The organism is Thermus sp. CCB_US3_UF1, assembly GCF_000236585.1.
In the GTDB taxonomy this organism is placed as follows: Bacteria; Deinococcota; Deinococci; order Deinococcales; family Thermaceae; genus Thermus.
In genome coordinates this window covers 1,166,157-1,181,828 of sequence record NC_017278.1, presented here as the reverse complement: position 1 = coordinate 1,181,828, position 15,672 = coordinate 1,166,157, and the positions used below count along the sequence as shown (strand labels likewise).

The 15,672-nt window shown below is 68.1% G+C and carries 13 protein-coding genes; 9 read left to right on the top strand and 4 right to left on the bottom strand.

Features of this window, described 5'->3' with window-relative positions:
• Nucleotides 1-33 precede the first annotated feature (33 nt).
• Genes TCCBUS3UF1_RS05875 through TCCBUS3UF1_RS05860 form a run of 4 tightly spaced genes read left to right on the top strand, consistent with a single transcriptional unit; the run spans nt 34 to nt 4,035 of the window.
• Complete coding sequence (locus TCCBUS3UF1_RS05875; RefSeq protein WP_014514485.1) at nt 34-1,125, top strand: IS4 family transposase; 1,092 nt, start codon at nt 34-36, stop codon at nt 1,123-1,125.
• A 53-nt stretch (nt 1,126-1,178) separates the two neighbouring features.
• Entirely contained in the window at nt 1,179-2,324 is a 1,146-nt protein-coding gene (locus TCCBUS3UF1_RS05870; protein WP_014515593.1) for an acyl-CoA dehydrogenase family protein, read from the top strand.
• Between the two features lie 14 nt (nt 2,325-2,338).
• On the top strand, nt 2,339-3,082 hold the full coding sequence (locus tag TCCBUS3UF1_RS05865; RefSeq protein WP_014515592.1) for an electron transfer flavoprotein subunit beta/FixA family protein: 744 nt from the start codon (nt 2,339-2,341) through the stop codon (nt 3,080-3,082).
• Between the two features lie 11 nt (nt 3,083-3,093).
• On the top strand, nt 3,094-4,035 hold the full coding sequence (locus tag TCCBUS3UF1_RS05860; protein WP_014515591.1) for an electron transfer flavoprotein subunit alpha/FixB family protein: 942 nt from the start codon (nt 3,094-3,096) through the stop codon (nt 4,033-4,035).
• 42 nt (nt 4,036-4,077) lie between these two features.
• On the opposite strand, the gene TCCBUS3UF1_RS05855 is transcribed toward TCCBUS3UF1_RS05860, so the two are convergent.
• The gene (locus TCCBUS3UF1_RS05855; protein ID WP_014515590.1) at nt 4,078-4,488 is read right to left on the bottom strand and encodes a hypothetical protein; all 411 of its coding nucleotides are present in this window, start codon (nt 4,486-4,488) and stop codon (nt 4,078-4,080) included.
• Nucleotides 4,489-4,557: 69 nt separating this feature from the next.
• On the opposite strand from TCCBUS3UF1_RS05855, the gene TCCBUS3UF1_RS05850 reads away from it, so the two are divergent.
• The 4 genes from TCCBUS3UF1_RS05850 (at nt 4,558) to TCCBUS3UF1_RS05835 (ending at nt 9,154) form a co-directional block, all read left to right on the top strand.
• Nucleotides 4,558-6,123 carry an acyl-CoA carboxylase subunit beta gene (locus tag TCCBUS3UF1_RS05850; protein WP_014515589.1) on the top strand — a complete coding sequence of 522 codons (1,566 nt, stop codon included), beginning with the start codon at nt 4,558-4,560 and terminating at the stop codon, nt 6,121-6,123.
• 125 nt (nt 6,124-6,248) lie between these two features.
• On the top strand, nt 6,249-6,767 hold the full coding sequence (locus TCCBUS3UF1_RS12335) for a response regulator transcription factor (RefSeq protein WP_014515588.1): 519 nt from the start codon (nt 6,249-6,251) through the stop codon (nt 6,765-6,767).
• Nucleotides 6,768-6,894: 127 nt separating this feature from the next.
• Complete coding sequence (locus TCCBUS3UF1_RS05840; RefSeq protein WP_041433982.1) at nt 6,895-8,439, top strand: hypothetical protein; 1,545 nt, start codon at nt 6,895-6,897, stop codon at nt 8,437-8,439.
• 52 nt (nt 8,440-8,491) lie between these two features.
• The gene (locus tag TCCBUS3UF1_RS05835) at nt 8,492-9,154 is read left to right on the top strand and encodes a type-5 uracil-DNA glycosylase (RefSeq protein ID WP_014515586.1); all 663 of its coding nucleotides are present in this window, start codon (nt 8,492-8,494) and stop codon (nt 9,152-9,154) included.
• Here TCCBUS3UF1_RS05835 and polX read toward each other — a convergent pair.
• A complete protein-coding gene (gene polX, locus TCCBUS3UF1_RS05830; RefSeq protein WP_014515585.1) occupies nt 9,126-10,859 on the bottom strand; it encodes a DNA polymerase/3'-5' exonuclease PolX in 1,734 nt (577 codons plus the stop codon). The two genes, TCCBUS3UF1_RS05835 and polX, sit on opposite strands and share 29 nt — an antisense overlap.
• 27 nt (nt 10,860-10,886) lie before the next feature.
• Here polX and TCCBUS3UF1_RS05825 point away from each other — a divergent pair, with 27 nt between their 5' ends.
• A complete protein-coding gene (locus tag TCCBUS3UF1_RS05825) occupies nt 10,887-11,135 on the top strand; it encodes a hypothetical protein (RefSeq protein ID WP_014515584.1) in 249 nt (82 codons plus the stop codon).
• Here the strand turns inward: TCCBUS3UF1_RS05825 and TCCBUS3UF1_RS05820 are convergent.
• Together TCCBUS3UF1_RS05820 and nifJ are read right to left on the bottom strand one after the other, a co-directional pair.
• Complete coding sequence (locus tag TCCBUS3UF1_RS05820) at nt 11,101-12,099, bottom strand: dihydroorotate dehydrogenase-like protein (protein ID WP_014515583.1); 999 nt, start codon at nt 12,097-12,099, stop codon at nt 11,101-11,103. The two genes, TCCBUS3UF1_RS05825 and TCCBUS3UF1_RS05820, sit on opposite strands and share 35 nt — an antisense overlap.
• Before the next feature lie 10 nt (nt 12,100-12,109).
• Nucleotides 12,110-15,613: a pyruvate:ferredoxin (flavodoxin) oxidoreductase gene (gene nifJ / locus TCCBUS3UF1_RS05815; protein WP_041433981.1), complete on the bottom strand. Its 3,504-nt coding sequence runs from the start codon at nt 15,611-15,613 to the stop codon at nt 12,110-12,112.
• Nucleotides 15,614-15,672 lie beyond the last annotated feature (59 nt).

The following is a 15,672-nucleotide window of genomic DNA, read 5'->3' as shown; positions in this document are numbered from 1 at the left end:
TGGATGGGCAGGTACCCATAGGAGGTGGTCCCCATGGAACAGCTTACCCCACTCATCAACGCCTTGAAGCGATACTGGAAGGCCGACCTCAGGCGCCTCACCTTCCTGGCCGCCCTGGTGATGGCTCTGGTCACCGCCCGCACCACAAGCGGCCCCAGACTCGCTCTTTCCCTCGGCTCCATAGCCAGCCCTGACCCCCGCTCCGCCTACCGAAGGTTCCAGCGGTTCTTGGCCTGGCCGGGGCTGGACGGGGAGGGCTATGCCCGCTTCATCTTCGCCCTCCTCCGACCCCAAGGGCTCCTCCTGGTCATGGACCGGACCGAGTGGGAGCTGGGGAAGAGCAAGGTCAACCTCCTGATGCTGGCCTTCCTGTACCAAGGCCTGGCCGTCCCCCTGTTCTGGAGCTTCCTTCCCCACGACGGCAACTCCTCCACCCCCGAACGCATCGCCCTGATGGAGAGGGCCTTGGCTTTCCTGAGGGCCCACTTCCCCCACCTCCGGGTGGAGGGGTTCCTGGCGGATCGGGAGTTCATAGGGGAGGCGTGGTTCCGGTACCTGGAGGAGAAGGGCATCCCCCGGTGCATCCGAATCAAGGCCAACACCCGGATGTGGCGGTTGGGCTCGGGCCCTCGGGCCTGGGAGCTCTTTGCCTCCCTGAAGGTGGGAGAGAGCCGGGTGCCCAGGCGGCGGTACTGGGTCTACGGGCGGCGCATGTGGGTGGTGGGGTTGCGCCTTGGGGTCCGGGAGTGGCTGATTGTGGCTACGGACCTGGACCCTCACCGGGTGCTGGAGGTGTACGGGCTCAGGTGGGGGATAGAGCGGCTCTTTGGGGCCCTGAAGGGGCGGGGATTTGACCTGGAGGCCACGCACGTGACGCGGGGGGAGAGGCTTTCGCGGCTTTTGGTCCCCTTGAGCCTGGCCTTCGTGTGGGCGTTTCGGACGGGGCTTGTGCTGCACCGGGTGCGTCCGGTGAGGCCCAAGAAGCACGGGAGGCTGGGACAGAGCCTCTTCCGGGCGGGGCTGGACCTGCTCACCCTTTGGGCGCTTGCCCTCTGGGGTGCAGGGGGAGGAAGGCGCGGAAGTCCCTTGGGGTTATGCCCTATGGAGGTTTTGACGTGTACATAGGGCAAAATCTTAGACTTGGTCAAAGAGTGGGCCCCTTGCTCTAGGAGGTGGGCATGCCCATAGACTTCAGCCTCACGGAGGAACAGAAGCAGCTGCAGGCCCTGGCCCGGCGGTTTGCCAAAGAGGTCATCCTGCCGGTGGCGGCGGAGTACGACGCGAAGGAGGAGGTACCCTGGCCGGTCATTGAGAAACTCCACGAGGTGGGCCTTCTAAACGCCATCATCCCCGAGGCCTACGGGGGGATGGGCCTCAAGATGCTGGACGAGGTGATCGTGGGGGAGGAGCTGGCCTATGCCTGCATGGGCATCTACACCATCCCCATGGCCAGCGACCTGGGCATCACCCCAGTGCTCCTAGCGGGCAGCCCCGAACAAAAGGAGCGCTTCCTCCGCCCCCTCACCGAGAAGCCAGCCCTGGCGGCCTTCGCCCTCAGCGAGCCTGGAAACGGCTCTGACGCCGCGGCCCTCAAAACCCGGGCGGTGCGCCAGGGGGACCACTACGTCCTCAACGGCACCAAGATGTGGATCTCCAACGGGGGGGAGGCGGAGTGGGTGGTGGTCTTCGCCACCCTAAACCCGGAACTCCGCCACAAGGGGGTGGTGGCCCTGGTGGTGGAGAAGGGCACCCCTGGCTTCCAGGCGGTGAAGATCCACGGCAAGATGGGCCAGCGGGCCTCGGGGACCTATGAGCTCGTCTTTGAGGACGTGAGGGTGCCGGTGGAGAACCGCCTGGGTGAGGAGGGCGAGGGGTTCAAGATCGCCATGAACACCCTGAACAAGACCCGGATCCCCGTGGCCGCGGGCAGCGTGGGGGTGGCCCGGCGGGCCCTAGACGAGGCCAGGAAGTACGCCAAGGAGCGGGAGGCCTTTGGCCGGCCCATCGCCGAGTTCCAGGCCATCCAGTTCAAGCTGGCGGAGATGGCCATCGGCCTGGAAACCGCCCGGATGTACACCTACTACGCCGCCTGGCTGGCGGACCAGGGCCTGCCCCACGCCCACGCCAGCGCCATCGCCAAGGCTTACGCCTCGGAGGTGGCCTTTGAGGCCGCCAACCAGGCCATCCAGATCCACGGGGGCTACGGGTACGTGCGGGAGTTCCCCGTGGAGAAGCTCCTAAGGGACGTGAAGCTCAACCAGATCTACGAGGGCACCAACGAGATCCAGCGGCTCATCATCGCCAGGCACCTCCTGGCGGAGTGAAAGGAGGCAAGGGGATGAAGTTCGTAGCGGTGATCCGGCAGGTTCCCGACGGGGAGAGCAGACTCAAGGTCCAAGGAGGCCGGGTGGACCTCTCCGGGGCCACCCTGATCCTGGACCAGATGGACGAGTACGCGGTGGAAGAGGCCCTCCGCCTCAAGGAAAAGCATGGCGGCGAGGCGGTCGTGGTGGGCTTTGGCCCCGAGCGCACCGAGGAGGCCATCCGCACCGCCTTGGCCATGGGCATGGACCGGGGGGTGCACGTGGTCTACGAGGGCTACGCCGACCCCGTCACCGCCGCCGAGGCCTTGGCCCCGGTGCTGCGGGAGGAGGCCCCCAGCCTGATCCTCACCGGGGGGCAGCAGGCGGACTGGGACAGCCAGGCCCTAGGCGGTGCCCTGGCGGAGGCCCTGGGGGTCCCGGTGGTGGCCTGGACCACCGTCCTCGAGCTGGAGGGGGCCACCGCCAAGGCCAAGCATGACCTGGACGAGGGGGCGGAATGGGTAAGGGTCCCCCTGCCCGCGGTCTTCACCACCCAGCAGGGCCTGAACGAGCCCCGCTACCCCACCCTCCCCGGGATCATGAAGGCCAAGAAGAAGGAGATCAAGAAGGTGGCCTTCGCCGGGAACCCCCGGGTGGAGATCCTGGAAGAGGGCATCCAGGAGAAGGCCCGTCTAGGAAAGGTGCTGGACGGCAAGGATCCCGTCCAGGCAGCGGAGGAGCTGGTGAGGCTCCTCCACGAAGAGGCCAAGGTCATCTGAGGGAGGATCCCATGGTACTGGTGGTACTGGACCACGACGGCAGCAAGCTGCGGAAGGCCAGCCTCGAGGCCCTCACCCGGGCCCGCCAGCTGGCCGAGGCCCTGGGAGAAAAGGTGGCAGGGGTGCTCCTTGCCGAAGGCCCTGCCCCTGTGGAGGAGGCCCGAGGCTACGTGGAGGTCCTCTATGTGGCCGAGCTCGGCCCCTACACGGCGGAGAAGTGGGCGGCGGCCCTCCTGGAGGCGGCCAAGGGCGGGGCCAAGGCCATCGTGGCCCCTTCTTCCCGGCAGAGCCGGACCTACCTGGGCCGGGTGGCCTACGCCCTCAAGGCCGGCCTCCTGGAGGACACCCTGGAAAGCGCTGCCGAAGGGGGCATGGTCCACGCCACCCGCTACGCCTACCTGAACCGGGTCACCCAGAGGCAGCGGGCCCCCCTGCCCGTGGTGCTCACGGTGAAGGCCAACACCACCCCCCTGGCCGAGCCCTTGGGGACCCAGGGGGAGGTGGTACCCCTGGCGGTGCCCCCGGTGCCCACGGTGGAGATACTGGAACGGGTCCAGGAGGAGAGGAAGGGGGTATCCCTGGCCGAGGCCAATGTGGTGGTGACGGGAGGCCGGGGAATGGGGAGCCCCGAGGCCTTCAAGGGGGTGGAGGAACTGGCGGCCCTCTTGGGCGGGGCCGTGGGGGCCACCCGGGCGGTGGTGGACGCCGGCTGGCGGCCCTACGCCGAGCAGGTGGGGCAGACGGGCAAGACCGTGCAGCCTTCCCTCTACATCGCCCTGGGGGTTTCCGGGGCGGTGCAGCACCTGGCGGGGATGAACAAGAGCAAGTTCATCGTGGCCGTGAACAAGGATCCCGAAGCCCCCATCTTCAAGCACGCGGATTACGGCATCGTGGGGGACGTACACCAGGTGCTCCCCGCCCTGATCCAGGCGGTGAAAAGGCTGAAGGACTAGGGGTTTTCCCCGCCCAGGCCCCCCCAAGGGGTCTGGGCGTTTTCACCCCTTGGGCGGGGCCCCTTCCTCCTCCATCCTCGCCTCCTCCTGGGAAACTTCCGGCTTTTCCCCTTCCCTAGGGGGCTTCTCCCCCCTAGGCCAAAGGCGCAGGGCCAGATAGAGGAGGAGGACTACCCCCACCACCCCCACCGCGTAAGGCCAGGCCGGGGCCCCTGGCGCCTCGGGAACCTCCGGCAGGGAGAGGGGGGGCGTGGGGGCCTGGAAGGCTTCCGCCTCCAGGCGGCCCACCCGGTCTCCTAGGGCCTTTAGAGCCTCCTCCTGGGCAGCCAACCGGGCCTCCAAGGCCGCCACCTTCCCCTCCAAGGCGAGGAAGCGGGTATAGCCCTGGTACCCGGCCCAAAGGCCAAGCACCAGAAGGAACGCCAAGAGGGCAGCCAAGAGCCATCGCGCCATGGTTCACCTCCCGACCGGGCGGCCTTTGCTGGAAGCATGCCCGGCTTCTTAGTGTATCATGCGGCCAGTATGGCCGACAACGCCAGACTCATCCTGGACGAGCTTCTTGCCGAGCTGGAGGAGAGGCGGAAAAAGGTCCTCTTGGGCGGGGGCGAGGAGCGCATCCGAAAGCAGCACCAGCAGGGCAAGCTCACCGCCCGAGAAAGGATAGACTACCTCCTGGACCCGGGAAGTTTCGTGGAGCTCATGCCCTTCGCCGAGCACCTGGAAACCGGGCTCATGGAGGGCCTCGAGGCCCCCGCGGACGGCGTGGTCACCGGCTACGGCACCATCGGGGGGCGGCTGGTCTTCGTCTTCAGCCAGGACTTCACCGTCCTAGGCGGCTCCTTGGGCAAGATGCACGGGCGGAAGATCGCCAGCCTGATGGACCTGGCCGCCAAGGTGGGGGCCCCCATCATCGGCCTAAACGACTCCGCCGGGGCCCGCATCCAAGAAGGGGTGGACAGCCTCTCCGGTTACGGGGAGGTCTTCTACCGCAACGCCATCTACTCCGGGGTGGTGCCGCAGATCTCCGCCATCCTGGGCCCCTGCGCCGGGGGGGCGGTCTACAGCCCCGCCATGACCGACTTCGTCCTCATGAGCCGGGGCGGGAGCTACATGTTCATCACCGGACCCGAGGTCATCAAGAGCGTAACCCGGGAGGAGGTGAGCTTTGAGGAGCTGGGCGGGGCCCAGGTGCACATGGAAAGGAGTGGGGTAGCCCACCTGGAAGGCAAGGACGACCGGGAGGTCCTGGACCTCATCAAAAGGCTCCTCTCCTACCTGCCCCAAAACAGCCGGGAAAAACCCCCGGTGGTGGAGCCCAAGGATGACCCCCACCGCCTGACCCCTGAGCTTCTAGACCTGGTCCACCCCGATGCCCGGCGGCCTTACAACATGCACCAGGTGATCCGGACCCTCCTGGACGAGGGGGAGTTCTTGGAGATCCAGCCGGGCTTCGCCCGCAACATCATCGTGGGCCTGGGGCGGCTTGGAGGGTATCCCGTGGGGGTCATCGCCAACAACCCCCGGTTCATGGCCGGGGCCCTGGACATCAACGCCTCGGACAAGGCGGCCCGCTTCATCCGCACCATGGACGCCTTCAACATCCCCCTCCTCACCCTGGTGGACGTGACGGGCTTCCTCCCCGGGGTAGCCCAGGAGCACGGGGGGATCATCCGCCACGGGGCCAAGATGCTCTTCGCCTACGCCGAGGCCACGGTCCCCAAGATCACCCTCATCGCCCGCAAGGCCTACGGCGGGGCCTACCTGGCCATGAACTCCAAGGACATGGGGGCGGACGTGGTCCTGGCCTGGCCCACGGCGGCGGTGGCAGTCATGGGGGCCGAGGGGGCGGCCAACATCATCTACCGCCGGGAAATCCAGTCCTCGCCCAACCCCGAGGAAACCCGCCGCCGCAAGATCGAGGAGTACAAGCGGGCCTTTGACAACCCCTGGGTGGCCGCGGGCCGGGGGTACATCGACGACGTGATTGACCCTGCCCAGACCCGGCGCCTCCTCTACCTGCACCTGCGGATGCTCTGGGACAAGAAGGAGGAGCGGCCCTTCAAAAAGCACGACAACATCCCCCTCTGAAACCCGAAAGGCCCCGCCCAAAGCCCTAGGTTTCCCCAAGGGCCTCGGGGGGCCTGGCCGCCAAGGGCGGCCCCCAGCCTCCACCTGGCCCGCTCGGGGCTAAGCCGTTAGGATAGGGCCAGGCCATGCTGAAGGTCTGGCTTCACTTTCCTTTGGCAGTGCACAAAGAGGCCCTGGCCGAGGCCCTTAGGGCGCGGGGCCTCGAGGTGGTGGACCTTCCCTTCGCCGCCCAGGTGGGGGTGGTGGAGGCCGACCACGAGATCCCCGCCCCTCCCCCCATGCCCGCGGTGATCCTCCTGCGGGACCCCAGCCAGGCCCCCCAGGCCCTCAAGCGGGGCTACCGGGGGTACTTGTACCCGGAGCAGGGCCTGGCGATGCTGGTCCGGGCCCTCCAGGCCGTGGCCCGGGGCGAGGTCTGGGCCGAGCGGAAAGTGGTGGCCTCCCTGGTGGGCGAGCCCCTCCCCACCCTCACCCCCCGGGAGAAAGAGGTGGCCGCATTGGCGGCCATCGGCCTTTCCAACGAGGAGATCGCCCAGGAGCTGGGGATCTCGGTGAAGACGGTGAAGGCCCACCTGACGGCGGTCTTCCAGAAGCTAGGGGTGAGGAAGCGGACCCAGCTGGCCCACATCCGCTTTCTGGTCTAGGAGGGACCTAAGACTTTTTTTGCACAAGTCGCACGCATCCACAGAGCTCGGCTCTAGAACCAAAGCCCGTTGTGGGGCCTCGAGGTCGCTTCCATCATGAAGGGGAAAGGAGGCGGTCATGAAACCCATGAAGCGGTTAGGGTTTCTTCTTGGGGCAGGTTTAGCCCTCCTCCTCGCCGCCTGTGGCGGCCAGATGGGAGGCAAGCCCCTGAGCCCAGCGGTGGCGGTTCCCGAAGGCCCCAGGGTCACCCCTTACCCCGACTGGAAGTCGGGCAACGCAGACTTCGAGTGCAGGCAGGCCGTGGTGACGTTTGACGGAGCCTACAAGATCGACCCCCCAACGAGCGGAACCTACCCCCTAGACACCTACGGCCATCAGGTCACGGTGAACTTCTCCCCTGACGGCCGCTACGTGGACTGGAGCAGCAACCTGGCCATCGCCGCGGTGATCGTCAAGGGCGGCCCCGGGGCCAACGTCTACCTCTACGATCCCCCTGCCACCTCGGGCATCGGCCTCCGCTCCCCCGACCACCCCACATCCGGCCAGATCCCGGCCATCAGCCACGTGGCCTTCTGCTGGGAGTACCGCTTGAGCGCCGAGAAAACCGCAGAAACCCGCTACACCCGGCAGTACTATTGGGAAATTCACAAGATGGGCGACCGGAGCGAGCTCACCCTGAGCGCCGGCCAGGTCTTCCCCGTGAACTACCAGGTACGGGTGGCCGTGAGCCGCTTCGAGGAGCGGGACTTTGCCGTAAGGGGCACCATCACCCTGCGCAACAACACCCCCATCCCCTTCGTGGTGCAAAGCGTGTCCGACCTGGTTTCCCCTGATATGCCCGCCAGCGTGGACTGCGGTCCCTTGCCCCGCACCCTGGAGCCAGGGCAAAGCCTCTCCTGCACCTACCAAGCCCCCCTTCCCAACAAAGAAGCCCGTACCAACACGGCCACCGCCACCTACGTGCGCCAGGGCCAGGAGCGGCTCCGCCAAGTAAGCGCCACCGCCCCCGTGACCTTCGGCGAGCCCACCAAGGTGGTGGACGGCCAGGTGGAGGTATTCGACGACCGCTACCCCTACGGCCCCCTGGGTTCGGTAGCCGCCGGGGAGGCCCCCAAAACCTTCGCCTACACCCTCAACGTGGGCCCCTACCCCTGCGGAAACCAGGACACCTCCTACCTGTTCACCAACACCGCCTCCCTCAGGACCAACACCACGGGGAGCACCGCCACCTCCAGCTGGACGGTGCAGGTACGGGTACCCGCCTGCGCCCAGGGGTGCACCCTGACCCAGGGCTACTGGAAGACCCACACCAAGTACGGCCCCGCCAAGCCCCGGAACAGCACATGGGATCGGGTGGGTCCTAAAGGGGAGGACACCGACTTCTACCGCTCCAACCAAACTTACTACCAGGTCCTCTGGACCCCGCCTTCCGGGGGCAACCCCTACTACCAGCTGGCCCACCAGTTCATCGCCGCCAAGCTCAACCAGCTGAACGGGGCCGCCACCCCGCCCGCGGTGGCCGAGGCCCTCACCTGGGCCGAAGGCTTCTTCAGCGCCTACACGCCCAGCGGCCCCTTCTCCCGCACCCTGACCCACCAAGCCCGCACCTACGCCAGCATCCTGGCCCAGTACAACGAGGGCTACCTGGGGCCCGGCCCTTGCAGCGAATAGCCCAAGCCTCCCGCCCCCTGGACCCCAGGGTCCAGGGGGTATTCTCGTGGCGATGGAAGGGTTCACCGAGTTCCGCAGCCAACTCACGGCCTGCCGCCTTTGCCCCCGCCTGGTGGCCTGGCGGGAGGGGGTGGCGGGAAAGAAGCGGGCCCACCGGGGGGAGGTGTACTGGGCCAGGCCCGTTCCCGGCTTTGGCGACCCCAAGGCCAGGCTTCTCCTCGTCGGCTTAGCCCCCGGGGCCCACGGGTCCAACCGCACGGGCCGGCCCTTCACCGGGGATGCCTCGGGGGCTTTCCTCTACCCCCTTCTCTGGGAGGCCGGCCTGGCCAGCCAAAGGGAAAGCCTCCCTGGGGACGGCCTCCGGCTCCTGGGCGTCTACCTGACCGCCGCGGTCCGCTGCGCCCCTCCGGAAAACCGCCCCACCCGGGAGGAGATCCTGGCCTGCAGCGCCTGGACCCGGGTGGAGCTTGCCCTCCTTCCCGAACTCCGGGTCTACCTGGCCCTGGGCCGGGTGGCCCACGAGGCCCTCCTGGAGCAGTTTGGCCTCAGGCGGAGCACCCACCCCTTCTTCCACGGGGCCCACTACCCCTTGCCCGGGGGTAGGCACCTTCTCAGCAGCTACCACGTCTCCCGGCAGAACACCCAGACGGGGAGGCTCACCCGGGATATGTTCTTGGAGATCCTCCTCAGGGCAAAGGCCCTCGCCGGGCTTTGAGCCAGGCCAGGAGCTCGGGGTAGGCCAAGGTGTTCAGGACCCGCTCAGGACCAATCCAGGCCCGCTGGGCCGTGCCCACCGCCAGCTCCATGAAGCGCAGGTGCTCCACCTGGTGGGCGTCGGTGGAAAGGCTGATCCAAAGGCCCATGCCGTAGGCCATCCGGGCCAGATCGTCGGGGAGATCCATGCGGTCGTAGTAGCCGTCGATCTCCACCGCTACCCCCCTCTCCTTGGCCTTGCGGAAGATGGCCTCCCAGTCGGCCTCCATGGGGGCCCGGCGGCCCAGAAGCCGGGCGGTGGGGTGGGCCAGGACGTGGACGAAGGGGTTCTCCAGGGCCTTAAGGAGGCGGCGGGTCTGCTCGGCCTTGGAAAGCTTGAACTGGGAGTGGACGGAGACCAGGACCAGGTCCAGCTCCCTGAGGACCCAGTCGGGGTAGTCCAGGGAGCCGTCCGGACGGATGTCCACCTCGGCCCCCGCCAGGAGGTAGGGGGGGGCGTGGGTTTCGTTGAAGCGGCGGATGGCCTCCACCCGCCGGAGGGCCTCCTCGGGGGAGGGCCCCCCCGCCACCCGCACCGCCGGGGAGTGGTCCGTGACCCCCAGGTACTGGTATCCCAAGGCCTTGGCCGCCCGCCAAAGCTCCTCCAGGGTGTTCTGGCCGTCGGAGTAGGTGGAGTGAACCTGCAAATCCCCCCGGATCTGGCTTAGCTCAAGGAGCCGGGGCAGCCGCCCTTCCAGGGCCGCCTCCACCTCCCCCCTATCCTCCCGCAGGGGTGGGGGGATGTAGGGCAGGCCTAAGGCGGCGTACACCCCCTCCTCCGTTTCCCCGGCCAGGCGCACGCCTGCGCGGAACACCCCGTACTCCGAAAGCTTGAGGCCCCTATCCTGGGCCAGGGAACGGAGCTTGATGGAGTGCCCCTTGCTCCCCGTAAGGTACTGCAGGCCCGCGCCCCAGCTCTCCGGAGGCACCACGCGGAGATCCACCTGGAGACCGTTTTTCAGGAAGACGGTGGCCCGTTCCTCCCCCTTGGCGTAGACCTCCCCCACCTGCGGCAGGCGGAGGAAGGCCTTCACCACCCGTTCTCCCTCGAGGCTGGCCACCAAGAAGTCCAGGTCCCCCACGGTGTCCTGGTAGCGGCGGGCCGAGCCGCAGAGCTCCGCCTTCTCCACCCCGGGCAGGCGGCGGATCTCCTCCAAAAGGCCCCGGGCCAGGGAGAGCACCGCCCCCAAAGGCCGCCTTTGGGAAGCGGCTTGGGCCAGGGCAAGCCCTTCCCGGATGCGCTCGGCCTTCTTGGGGCCAAACCCCTTGAGGCGCAGGAGATCCCCCCGCTCCAGGGCTGCCTTCAGCCCCTCCAGGGAGTCTATGCCCAGCTCGTGGTAAAGCTGCCGGGCGGTCTTGGGGCCCACCCCGGGCACGGCCATGACCGCCAAGACCCCGCGGGGCACCTTCTGGGCCAGCTCCTCGTGCTTTTTCAGGCGGCCCGTGGCCAAAAACTCGAGGATCTTCTCCGCCAGGTCGGGGCCGATGCCGGGAAGGGCCAGCAGGGCCTCCTTGCCCCCTCGGGCCAGGTCCTCAATGGGGATGTCCAGGTCGTAAAGGGTGCGGGCCGCCTGGTGGTAGGCCCGGACCCGGAAGGGGTTATCCCCCAGAAACTCGCTCATGAGCCCGATCTCCTCCAAGAGGCGGGCCAGCTCCTGGTTCCTCATGCCCCCACTATACGGGTATACTCAGGCGTGCCCAGGCCGGATCGGTTCCGCAAAAGGGTGGTGGACCTGTTGCGGGAGGCGGGCCGGCCCCTGCACTACGCCGAGGTGGGCCGCCGCCTCAAGGAGGAGGGCTTCTGGGCCCGGGTGCGGGAACCGGAGAAGATCGCCAAGGTGCGCCTCGCCGCCCTGGCCCGCTGGCACCATAGCCCGGTGGTGGCCCTGGGGGAGGGGCTTTACGCCCTTAGGGAAGAAGGCGGTACGAGCCCAGAACCTTGAGGTAGTTGGCCCGCTCCAAGGCGGCGGGCTCCGCCACCTTTTGGTAGCTCATGGCCCCCCGCATCTCGGCCACGCTCCCGTACTCCTTGGCCTCCATGAAGGCCTTGAGCTCCTCCAAGACCTTGCGGAAGTGCCCGGGGCCCCTTTCCAGGACCGCGGAGGTCATCATGACCACCTGGGCCCCGGCCAGAAGCCCCTTGGCCGCCTCGAGGCCCGAGTGAACCCCGCCCGTAAGGGCCAGCTCCAGGCCCACCCGGCCGTAGAGGAGGGCGATCCAATGGAGGCGGAGGAGGGCCTCGTAGGGCCGGGAAAGGGTGAGGGTGGGGACCACGGAAAGGCTTTCCAGGTCAAAGTCCGGCTGGTAAAAGCGGTTGAAGAGGACCAGGGCCTTGGCCCCCGTGGCCTCCACCCGCTTGGCGAAGTGGGCGAAGGCGGTGAAGGCGTGGCCCACCTTGACCGCCACCGGGACCCGCACCGCCTCCACCACGGCCCGGATGGTGTCCAGGTACATGGCCTCCACCTCCGAGGCCGAAAGGGCGGGATCCGTGGGGATGTAGTAGAGGTTGAGCTCAATGGCGTCGGCCCCCGCCTCCTCCAGGAGCCGGGCGTACTCCACCCAGCCCCCCCGGCTCACCCCGTTCAGGCTGGCGATGACGGGGATAGCCAGCCGCTCCTTGGCCCGGGAGAGGAGGTCCAGGTGGCGCTCGGGGGTGAGCCGGTACTCGTGGGCCTTGGGGAAGTAGCTCAGGGCCTCGGCGTAGCTCTCGTGGCCGTAGTGCAGGTAGTGGTCCAGGATCTCTTCCTCGAGGGTCACCTGCTCCTCAAAGAGGGAGTGCATGACGATGGCCGCGGCCCCGCCGTCCTCCAGACGCAAGAAGCCGTCCAGCTTCTCCGTGAGGGGCGAGGCGGAGGCCACCAAGGGATGCTCCAGCTCCAAGCCCAAGTACGTGGTCCGAAGGTCCATCCTCCCCTCCCTAAAGGGCGGCCTCGGCCCTGGCCGCCATGCGTTCCAACCGCTCCCAGCGCGCCCGCACCGCCTCCTCCGCCCGCTTGAGGAAGGCCTCCGCCTCCTCGGGATGGGTCTGCAGGAGGAGGCGGTAGCGGTTTTCGGCGTAGAGGTAGTCCCGCAGGGGGAGGGTGGGGGGCTTGGAGTCCAGCCTCAGGCCCTCCCCGGGCAGGAAGCGGAAGAGGGGCCAGTACCCCGTGCGCTCGGCCAGCTTCTGGTGCTCCATGCCCTTGGCCATATCGATGCCGTGGGCGATGCAGTGGCTGTAGGCGATGAGGAGGGCCGGTCCCGGGTGGGCCTCGGCCTCGAGGAAGGCCCGCACGGTGTGGGCGTCGTTGGCCCCCATGGCCACCTGGGCCACGTAGACGTGGCCATAGCTCATGGCCATGAAGGCCAGGTCCTTCTTGGGCGTGGGCTTGCCGGCCATGGCGAACTTGGCCACCGCTCCCAGGCCCGTGGCCTTGGAGGCCTGGCCCCCGGTGTTGGAGTAGACCTCGGTGTCCAGGACCAGGACCCGCACCCGGGCCCCCGAGGCCAGGACGTGGTCCAGGCCCCCGTAGCCGATATCGTAGGCCCACCCATCCCCGCCCACGATCCAGACGGAGTGGGGGATGAGGGCCTCGGCCACCGCCAGGAGGTCCCTGGCCCGGGGGTCCTCCAGCCCCTGAAGCCGCTGGCGGAGGAGGGCCACGTCCTGCCGCCTGGCCTCCACCGCCTCAGGCCCCACCTCCCCAAGAAGCCGCCCCACAAGGTCCTCCCCCAAGACCTCCCGGAAGGCGGGCAGAAGGGCCCGGGCGTACTCCGCCTTCTTGTCCAAGGCCAGGCGCATGCCCAGGCCAAACTCGGCGTTGTCCTCAAAGAGGGAGTTGGCCCAGGCCGGGCCCCGGCCTTCCCGGTTTTGGCTCCAGGGGGTGGTGGGGAGGTTGCCCCCGTAGATGGAGCTGCACCCGGTGGCGTTGGCGATGAGGAGCCGGTCGCCAAAGAGCTGGGAAAGAAGCCTCAGGTAAGGGGTTTCCCCGCAACCGGCGCAGGCCCCGGGGAACTCAAAGAGGGGTTCCAAAAGCTGCACGTCCTTCACCGCCTGGAGCTTGAGGGGGGCCCTAGGGGTTTCCGGCAGGGAAAGGAAGAAATCCCAGTGGCGGTTCATGGCCTCCCGCACCTCGAGGCGGGGGGCCAGATTGAGGGCCTTGCGGCTGGGGTTGGTCTTGTCCTTGGCCGGGCAGACCTCCACGCACAAGGAGCAGCCGGTGCAGTCCTCGGGGCTGATGGCCAAAACGTACTCCCCGGAAAGCTCCTTCCACATGGCCTTGCGGTGGGGGAAGCCCTCCGGGGCCCCGGCCAGGGCCTCCTCCGGCACCACCTTGGCCCGGATCACCGCGTGGGGGCAGACCAGGACGCACTTCCCACACTGGACGCAGACCCCCGGGTCCCAGGTGGGCACCGCCTCGGCGATGCCCCGCTTCTCGTACCGGGCCGTGCCCGTGGGGTAGGTGCCATCGGGTGGGAAGGCGGAAACGGGCAGGGTATCCCCCAGGCCCAGGGCGATGGGCCCCAGCACCTCCCGCACGAAGGGCGGGGCATCCCCCACCATGGGGGGAACAAGGCCCTTTTCCGAGGTGATGCGGCCCGGGATGGGCAGGGGCTCCACCGCAGCAAACCCCAACTCCACCGCTTGGAAGTTCCGCTCCAGCACGGTCCTGCCCCGCTTGCCGTAGCTCTTTTCAATCCCCCTCTTGATGCGGGCCTTGGCCTCCTCCTCGGGGAGAACCCCCGAGAGCTTGAAGAAGGCGGCCTGCATGATGACGTTGATCCTTCCGGGAAGGCCCACCCGGCGGGCCAGCTCATAGGCGTTGACCACGTAGACCTTGAGGCTCTTCTTGAGGATCGCCTCCTGCACGGGCTTGGGCAGGCGGTCCCAGACCTCCTCCTTGGGGTAAGGGCTGTTGAGGAGGACCGTGGCCCCCTCCTCGGCCACCTCCAGCATGGGGAAGCGCTCCAGGAAACCCCACTGGTGGATGCCCACGAAGTTGGCCCTGCCGATCAGGTAGGGCTTGTGCAGGGGGTTGGGGCCAAAGCGCAGGTGGCTTACGGTGCGGGAGCCGGACTTCTTGGAATCGTAAACGAAGTAGCCCTGGGCGTACAGGGGGGTTTCCTCCCCGATGATCTTGATGGTGTTCTTGTTGGCGGAAACCGTGCCATCCGCCCCTAAGGCGAAGAAAACCGCCCGCACCGAGGCCGGGTCCTCAAAGTCCACCTGGGGGTAGGTGAGGCTCGTGCCCGTCACGTCGTCCCGGATGCCCACGGTGAAGCCGTGGCGGGGGCGCTCCGCCTCCAGCTCGGCGAACACCCCCAGGGCCATGGCCGGGGTGAACTCCTTGGAGGAAAGCCCATACCGCCCGCCCACCAGGAGGGGCACCTCACCCCCCTTGAGGGCGAAGGCCGCGGCCACCTCCTGGAAAAGGGGCTCCCCCACCGCCCCAGGCTCCTTGCCCCGGTCCAGAACCGCCACCTTGCGCACCCCCTTGGGGAAGACCTCCAGAAAGGCCTCCCTTTGGAAGGGGCGGTAAAGGCGCACCCGCACCATCCCCACCCTCTCCCCCCGCCTGAGGAGGTATTCCACCGCCTCCTCCACCGCCCAGGAGGCCGAACCCATGACCACCACCACCCGCTCCGCCTCGGGGTGGCCGAAGTACTCGTAGGGGCGGTAGGCGCGGCCCGTAACCTGGGCGAAGCGGGCCATGGCCTCCGCCACCACCTGGGGGAAGCGGAGGTAGTAGGGGTTGATGGCCTCGCGGTTTTGGAAGTAGTGGTCGGGGTTTTGCGCCGTGCCCCGGATGGTGGGGGCTTCAGGGGTGAGGGCCCGCTTGCGGAAGGCCTCCAGGGCGGCAAAGGGGAAGAGGGCCTTGAGTTCCCGGTCGGAGAGGGGGGTGATCTTCTGCACCTCGTGGGAGGTGCGGAAGCCGTCCATGGCGTGGAGAACGGGGAGGCTGGCCTCCAGGGCCGCGGCGTGGGCGATGGCGGCCAGGTCTTGGGCCGCCTGGACCGAGTCGGAGACCAAAATCCCCCACCCCGTGGAGCGTACCGCGTAAAGGTCCTGGTGGTCGCCGAAGATGGAGAGGGCGTGGGTGGCCAAGGCCCGGGCGGCCACGTGGATCACCCCGGGCAGGGCCTGGCCGGCGATCTTGTACATATCGGGGATCATGAGGAGGAGGCCCTGGCTGGCGGTGAAGGTGGTGGCCAAGGCCCCCTCCTGCAAGGCCCCGTGCAGGGCCCCGGCAGCCCCCCCCTCGGACTGCATCTCCACCACCTTGGGCACCAGGCCAAAGAGGTTGGCCTCCCCCTTGGCCGCCCACTCGTCGGCCAGCTCCGCCATGGGGCTGCTGGGGGTGATGGGGTAGATGGCGATGATCTCGCTCAGGCGGTAGGCCACCCGGGCCACCGCCTCGTTGCCGTCCACGGTGATGGGACGCATGGGCTTCACCTCGCTTCCACCTTAGACCCCAGCTGGGGTGAGGAATGTCCCGACCGGGC